This is a genomic window from Burkholderia cepacia (genome assembly GCF_001039005.1).
Lineage (GTDB): Bacteria > Pseudomonadota > Gammaproteobacteria > Burkholderiales > Burkholderiaceae > Burkholderia > Burkholderia theae.
This window is the reverse complement of the sequence record NZ_LDWR01000097.1, coordinates 1-6,913: the sequence shown is the minus strand read 5'-3', so window position 1 is coordinate 6,913 and position 6,913 is coordinate 1. Positions and strand designations below refer to the sequence as shown.

5 protein-coding genes and 3 pseudogenes are annotated in these 6,913 nt (G+C 52.3%); 3 read left to right on the top strand and 5 right to left on the bottom strand.

Annotated features, from left to right (window positions below; all coding sequences use genetic code 11):
- Window positions 1–254, top strand: a pseudogene (locus VL15_RS41335) (transposase); the annotation flags it as partial.
- 64 nt (window positions 255–318) lie between these two features.
- Here VL15_RS41335 and VL15_RS42410 read toward each other — a convergent pair.
- A complete protein-coding gene (locus VL15_RS42410; protein ID WP_230684615.1) occupies window positions 319–1,464 on the bottom strand; it encodes a hypothetical protein in 1,146 nt (381 codons plus the stop codon).
- Between the two features lie 273 nt (window positions 1,465–1,737).
- On the opposite strand from VL15_RS42410, the pseudogene VL15_RS37495 reads away from it, so the two are divergent.
- A pseudogene (locus VL15_RS37495) lies at window positions 1,738–2,221 on the top strand (IS5 family transposase); the annotation flags it as partial.
- Between the two features lie 164 nt (window positions 2,222–2,385).
- Here VL15_RS37495 and VL15_RS41330 read toward each other — a convergent pair.
- From VL15_RS41330 to VL15_RS37485, 3 genes are all read right to left on the bottom strand, one after another.
- The gene (locus tag VL15_RS41330) at window positions 2,386–3,327 is read right to left on the bottom strand and encodes a DUF2950 domain-containing protein (protein ID WP_080971086.1); all 942 of its coding nucleotides are present in this window, start codon (window positions 3,325–3,327) and stop codon (window positions 2,386–2,388) included.
- Window positions 3,328–3,346: 19 nt separating this feature from the next.
- On the bottom strand, window positions 3,347–4,579 hold the full coding sequence (locus tag VL15_RS41325; protein ID WP_080971085.1) for a DUF3300 domain-containing protein: 1,233 nt from the start codon (window positions 4,577–4,579) through the stop codon (window positions 3,347–3,349).
- Between the two features lie 118 nt (window positions 4,580–4,697).
- Window positions 4,698–5,276, bottom strand: coding sequence for a hypothetical protein (locus VL15_RS37485; RefSeq protein WP_329955988.1), 579 nt, complete (start codon window positions 5,274–5,276; stop codon window positions 4,698–4,700).
- An 833-nt stretch (window positions 5,277–6,109) separates the two neighbouring features.
- Here VL15_RS37485 and VL15_RS42405 point away from each other — a divergent pair.
- Entirely contained in the window at window positions 6,110–6,583 is a 474-nt protein-coding gene (locus tag VL15_RS42405; protein WP_155420394.1) for a hypothetical protein, read from the top strand.
- A 134-nt stretch (window positions 6,584–6,717) separates the two neighbouring features.
- Here VL15_RS42405 and VL15_RS43450 read toward each other — a convergent pair.
- Window positions 6,718–6,913 (bottom strand): annotated as a pseudogene (locus VL15_RS43450) (hypothetical protein); the annotation flags it as partial.

Sequence of the window (6,913 nt, the reverse complement as noted above, 5' to 3'; positions counted from 1 at the left end):
CGACTCCGAGCGGCATCGACGATGCGTTGCGCGATCGCGGTATCGAGCCGGTGATCGCCAAGCGCCGTACCGAACATGGCAGCGGCCTTGGCAAATATCGCTGGGTCGTTGAACGCACGTATGCCTGGCTGCACCACTTCCGTCGTCTCCCCATTCGTTTCGAGCGCCGTGCCGACATTCACGGCGCGTTCCTCAAACTCGGTTGCCGCCTGATCTGCTGGAATACCCTTCGGCGGGCCGACCAGTCTTTATGAAACCGTCTCTTAGCGGGTCGCCACTCTCTTCGATGGCTTCCGCACATATGGCATTATTGGTGACTCACGGACCTCGAAATTTTTCCTGCAACTCTCGAATTTTCGGCGATATCGAATTCCGTGACAGCGACGACAACTTGCTATCGCCTGACCGCCGATCTTGATTATCAAACGACGACAAGGTTTCAAACATAGATATCTTCTGATGGAACGACATGTTGTTGGAGTCATAAATCTGCGACTCCGCGATACTCTCGGCACTAAAATCGACACTTGTCGGCTGCGCGTGATCGCGGACACCATGGATATCTGTGTTGTTTGCCGCTATATCAGCTTCTAACAATTCCCCGTCCTTTGTTCCGCTTACGATTTCTGCATCTGCATCAACTCTACATCGCTCAACCCCAACTACGTCAGGCATCTGAAGAGGCATGACTTTGTATCGACCAGTTCCATCAATGTTTCGCTCAACCTCCCGGCCCTCACAAATTTTTTCGATAAGCGAGAAGCTTCGCATTATCAAATCCTTCAAACAAAGGAAAATTTCTCGTTGCTTTTCACAATCCTTCTCCGCCCCACTCAAAAACCGTTTGAATTGCTCACTGCTGCACCAGTCTCCAAATTTTGCATCACCAACTTTTTCATTGTAAATTTCACACGCCTGCATCTTAAAATCAGAATCCAGCCACTCAACGTCGTCGACTTTTTGCGGGAAATCGAGCCATGCCATTAGTGTTCTGAGCACACCACTCGCATCATCTGGACTCTTACTGTTCGCGGTAAGGAATTCGCCGGATTGAAAAAATTTATGAATGTTTTCTGGTGTAGGCTCATTCATGCAGTCGATCAGTGCAAGCCTCTTTTCCATCGAAAGAGTCTTCTCAAGTGGATCAAATATCGCCCATCTAAGCATCTCATCATATTTTGGCGTGCAAGCCATCGTATCTTTTGTGGATTCTGAGTTGAAATAAGCTGAAACGCCAGTCACCCCACACATCGCACCCTTAAATCTACCCCACATCCGGCGCACTCGCTCCATTAATTTGTTTGAAGAAAAATTTACCACTTTCCTCACCCCACCCCTACAATTTTTCACAGAAGTCAAGTGCGCAGAAACTTCATTAGAAGGCGCATATTTTTGGCACACGCAATTAGACTCAAATCTTGTCGCCCTATAATACGCAGCATAATTATCCGATACCCCAAACATAACCACCTCCAATATCATCAGACATTACTCGCACTCCGCTTACTTAAAATGCGCGAATAGACACCTCGCGCTTCGCCATTCGCAACCAACATATGACAATTCGACTTTCACGCCCCATTTAAACACACAGCAATCCCACGCACCTTCAAAAACCGATCACACGCTAGAAAGTGAAAATGTGAAATATCTCAGCAACTCACACGATACAGGCCCCAATTAGAGCCGCTAACACAACTGGGCAAGGTGCATCGCGGGCCGTATCTTGTCGCCCATGGCCAGGAAACCGGCCCGAACCCGATTGACCGGGGCAAGCTAAGCAGCAAGCGACACGTCATTGTCGACGCCCAAGGCATTCCGTTGGCGATTACCGTGACGGGTGCAAACCGGCATGATTCGAAGGCTTTCGAGTCGACGTTGGATGCGATTCCGCCCGTGCCGGGCCTGAATGGGCGACCACGCAAGCGTCCGGACAAACTGCATGCCGACAAGGGTTACGACTGCCGTGGATGCCGAAGTGATTTACGCCGACGCGGCATCACGGCTCGAATCGCTCGCAAAGGCATTGAGAGCAAAGACCGCCTTGGCAGTCACAGATAGGTGGTCGAGCGGACACACGCATGGTTTGCTGGCCTTGACAAACTGCGAATCCGCTTCCAAATTGCGAATCCGCTTCGAGCGGCGGCTCGATATTCATACCGCGCTGCTCAAGCTCGCCGCCGCCGTCATTTGCTCCCACTTCGTGGATGACTTGTGTTAGCGGGTCTTAGCCGTCAACACAAGTATCGCGGATACTATTGCGCTCGCGAGGTCCAACAGGACAAGCGCCACAACCAGGCACTCGTCGCAATGATTCGGCGGAGTTCCCTCGGATATATAACCACCTGTGTCGAGCTCACGCCGATACGCCATTGGATTGGTTATTCACGGACTGATCAACTGCCATGAAGGATCTGGATCGAACTTGGTAAAGGATTGCGCAATTTGCGCACTTCGCGGTCCCAGATTTTTCTGATATAGCCTGCCATCCTGGTTAATAATAAATGTAGTTAGGCCGGTCTCACCGTAGACCGCCGGCCATGCAATTAATGCAAAACCTGCCGTCATTGAACCTCGCTCAACGTAGTCGCGCACGCCACCTGGCGCGTGCGGGCCCTGCGCCGTTAGAATTTGATAGTGATAACCATGATAAGCGTCATGCACTGCCGTACCTCTCTCCATCATTGCTGCGAGCGGACCGAATGGGCTAACGGCTTCACCTGAAGAAGCCGGCCAATACAGACCGTCGCGCTTCCCAGGTTTGCTGACGAGGCGTTGTGCGTACACTCCGAATAAGCCATGGTAATCGTGCTGGGCATCTACGTAGACACGCGATGTAAGCATCGCGGCGTTCTCGTTGCGACCAATAGTGCGCGTCAGGATTTCGTCACGAGCTGCATCAAGATCAAAGCTCCAACCGGCCGCATTGTGTACAAGCGGAATCGGCAGCACCCAGTCGGTGGCACCCACCATCAGATGTGCCCTGACAGCAGTTCCCGCGGGCGCCGCATCGTATACGATTTGATGGCGCTTTGCCCATGCGCCAAGAAATTCATCGATATCATTTGGATCGAATCCTTCTGCCGGTATGATCGTCCGCGTCTTTTTACCGAATATGATCCGAAGCGCTCCCAAATCGTTGCTTGCCAGTGCGTCAACGAATGCATTTGATGCGGCGGAGGGAGTCGTGTAGATCGCCTGAGCATGTGCGACCTGCGGAGGGATCAGAAGCATTGCCGGGACGGCGAACAGGTGAATGACACGAAGCACTAACTCACAAATGATATGACCCGCCGATCGGCTAACATTCAAATGGGCGCAATTCATTGGCAACTCCTCTTGTTGATTAATGCAGTCGACCGAAGCTTCGCGTCTCGCCGAGGCGTTGATGTGGCGACATCGTATCTGTCCGGAATGGCCGACTCACTCCAGCGCTACTCGCGGTCTGTCGGCTTGACTGCCCACGTTGAATCTCTGCTCTGCTTGTCATTCCGTCACCCGCGCCGCGCAGCGGACCATCACTGTTGAGCTCCCGTGCGGGCTGATGTGTATCAGACCGATCTTGGCGAGATTCTACGGAGCCGCTTCGCTCTCTTCCTCCATGATGAATTTCGTCGACACGCTCGTGGGCCGATCCGGTCATCGGCTGTCCAGTACGCGACTCGAGCGTCTGACGTGCGTGTGTTCTGGATTCGTCTCGGTTGAGGTATGCATCGCGCTCTCTACGATCCGTATCGATGTGGCGACTCGTATATGTCGCCCTCCGATCCCAGTGCGCCGTATTGGACGTCACATTGATTCGGTGATTGACGTTGATACTGTTGTAGTGGCTTACGTTAATGTTGACATTGTGATGGTTCCAATCGAACCCGCCCCAGAGTGAATTCGTTATCGCAATTCCCACGCCAAAGCCGATACCCGCCGCAAGGCCGTTTGCAAAAGAAAATCCCGGAGGCGGCGGGACATAAACCGGGGGATAAGCTGGATAAGGCCACGCCCCGTAGACCACCGTTGGATTGTATGTTGGAACATACAGCACCTGCGGATTGGCCGGCTGAACCTGAATCGTGCTTTGTTCAACAATTATCTTCTGCTGGCTATTCGACGCAAGGTAGCCAGCTTGTTGTGCCGCTCGTCGCAAGCGCTGAGCTGAATCCATCACGTCATTGGGTTGCGCAAGGAATGCGTCGCCCAGTTGCGTGACCCAGTCTGGCTTCGATGCCATCATCGCAAGCACCTGCGGGAAAGCGACGAGCGACTGAACACTCGGATCCCAAACTTCGGATGCGACCGCCTTAACGGCATTATCGCCAGTCATGCTTGCATGCGAGGCAGACCATGTCGCAGCCGCCTGGACTTGTTGTGGAAAAGTTGCGGCCATCAGAACCTGTGCGAGTAGCGCATCTGGATAGAGCGCCACTGGAGCGGTCAGTGCATCAAGTTGCGGGTTTGAAAGGTGCGCTTGCGCCTGTGCGAGCGATGTCGCCGGTGCAATGCCAAGGGTCATGGCAACCGGGCATGCAAGCATCGCGAAGGTAAATACGAAATGCGGGATATGGATCCACGACCGGGCCCCCATGGAAATCTCCTGGTTAAAGAGTGAACGTAAAAAGCACAACTGCCAGATACGTGCACTGGCAGATGGAGATCGGCAAGCACCCGTGGTAATGCAACGCTTGCCTTGGGTAAAAATGGCATTAGTGTTGCCGCGATGCGGCAGAAGTAATCTTTACAGCCGTTGCAGATTGGAACACAGCGTGAATCGTATCCCCAGTTTTCAGATCATCCAGCGCAATGTCCGGAGCCGCAGTCAGCGTTTGCGTTGCAGTAGCACCACGCAATGTCACGAGGCGATGTATGCGGTCGACCTTCAAAACAGAGGCAATCACCTCAATGCGCCGGGATGCCTTGTAGCCAGCGCTGCCTGGTGCATAGGTTACGGTCTCGATCTTTTCCCGAATGCCGGGGTCATTCTTAACCTTGTTTGCCGTGACAAGCAGCGCATCTTTATAGAGCACGTCGATGGTGTCACCAATTTTCAACTCATCAAAACCAGTAGCCTCAGTGCCAACCGCAACGAACACGTAGTTGCCGCGCCTTCCTTTTAGCGTCAACATTCGTGCGGCAGCGTCAATCGCAACGATACGACCTTTCATTTGAATGGGCGGCGCACTTTCAAGTACGACTTGCGCTGCGCTCGCCAAGGCGTCTTGACCATACGCGCTTAAGCTCGCGCCTGAAGCCAACAATACAACCGCAATTGCCAATGTTTTCACTTTGATTCTCCATTAAAATACAATCACAAAATCCAGGAATCGGAATAAAGCACAATCCTTCAAGTACTTTTTTGCAACAAGCGACTCCAGACGATGGAAAACGGCTGCCATGGAAATTTCCCACGCAACATGACGCAAGCTCGATGCGATCAACACGCAGAGTCATTCACTTTAAATAGCCCCCCACACTGACGACACGACCCAAACCTTAAAAATTTTACCCCCCTCGAACACACATTCGATTTCGATTTTCGCAGCACAAAGCAAATTTCAACGACCAGAACCAACCCAACAAAAACCAGCATCTTTCACGGAATTCTATTCTGTCACTGAAAATTCGACTTAACCAATGCAATCCTTGCATGCCTGGCCTCCTACTTGACCATCGGAATTCTCAGGAACCGTGTAGAAATTTGACGCAATCCCAAACATTCAAACCAAAATAAATTCCCTTGATTGATCTCTCATTACCAGCGCTTAGCATGCACCGTCGATGCTCATGGAACTGAGTCCATTCCTGCCAAACAGCTTGCGCTCCGTAGCCGTCGTACAGTTGCACTTCACATCATTTGCCGTGATCAGCTTATGGCGGGACTTCCACCCGCAGGAGTGCACCCATGTTGAGCGCAGACAAAAAATCCGCCCCGAAGATCGGCTCTTGTGCCCGCATTCCCACACGCCACGATCGCTTGTCGCCGCCCAAGCCAAAAAGCTCTGGGGCACCGCACGAGGGGAAATTGCAGCAGTGCATGATCGATTTTTGAAGGCAGATGTTTCGTGCCGGGTTCATACTTGACTCATATTTTTTTAGCCGATCAATTTAGGAGTTCGTTATGCATATCGGGAACATTCACATACCCGGGACTTGCAGCGCGCGGAACAACGACAATCATACACATCGCGCAGATATCAGAAAATTTGCAAATGATCTCCGCGACGTTAAAGCCGCCCTGAATAACCCCTGCAGGCGTGATCAAGCAAACAAACAGCTCGATGGTCTGAAAAAAAAATTCGCGCAGCTTTCGGTCGGCGTGCAGCAAAGCCATAGCAACGCGAAGAAGGAGAAAGTTTATTCACTCGGCATTGAGCTGATAAATGTGATTACCAAAGAGAAAAATGTCACGCAATACAATTCCTCGACAGAAAGGCGGCAACGTGAGGCCGACAGTCGCCATAAGGCTCGGCAGGCTAATCCGAATACTAGAGTGGCTACTCGCGACTACGAGGAAACGGCGCAACGGCCAGTCAAGGCCACCGGCTTGTTCAGTGTGCCTACGTCTCATCGTCAGGATGTCGGGAATTCCTAACTAGAGTGATCCCACGTATCTCCGGACCCAATGACTCTTCTCGTCCTTGCTTATGTTGCGTTTTTGGAGTCGCCAACACAACCTGGACATCATGTCGAAAGTCCCACATCTCGAGGTCATGGCAAGACACGAAATCAACAGTCAGCGCTGGAGCCGTTGATTCCCGCGTTCATGCCGTCACCCAAAGGCGGTCGCAGACGCTCCGTTGATGGCCGGCCTGCATTGATTGGCTCCTGTCTGTACTGCTCACGGGCATCCTCCGGGAAGACCTGCGGCAGGAACTCGGCTTCGGCTTCGGCTTCGGCAGCGGCATGGCATGGCATGGCATGG

Coding starts and splice junctions, on each gene's coding strand:
- VL15_RS41330 (WP_080971086.1), bottom strand. CDS start 3,327: ATGAATTGCGCCCATTTGAATGTTAGCCGATCGGCGGGTCATATCATT.
- VL15_RS42405 (WP_155420394.1), top strand. CDS start 6,110: ATGCATATCGGGAACATTCACATACCCGGGACTTGCAGCGCGCGGAAC.
- VL15_RS41325 (WP_080971085.1), bottom strand. CDS start 4,579: ATGGGGGCCCGGTCGTGGATCCATATCCCGCATTTCGTATTTACCTTC.
- VL15_RS42410 (WP_230684615.1), bottom strand. CDS start 1,464: ATGTTTGGGGTATCGGATAATTATGCTGCGTATTATAGGGCGACAAGA.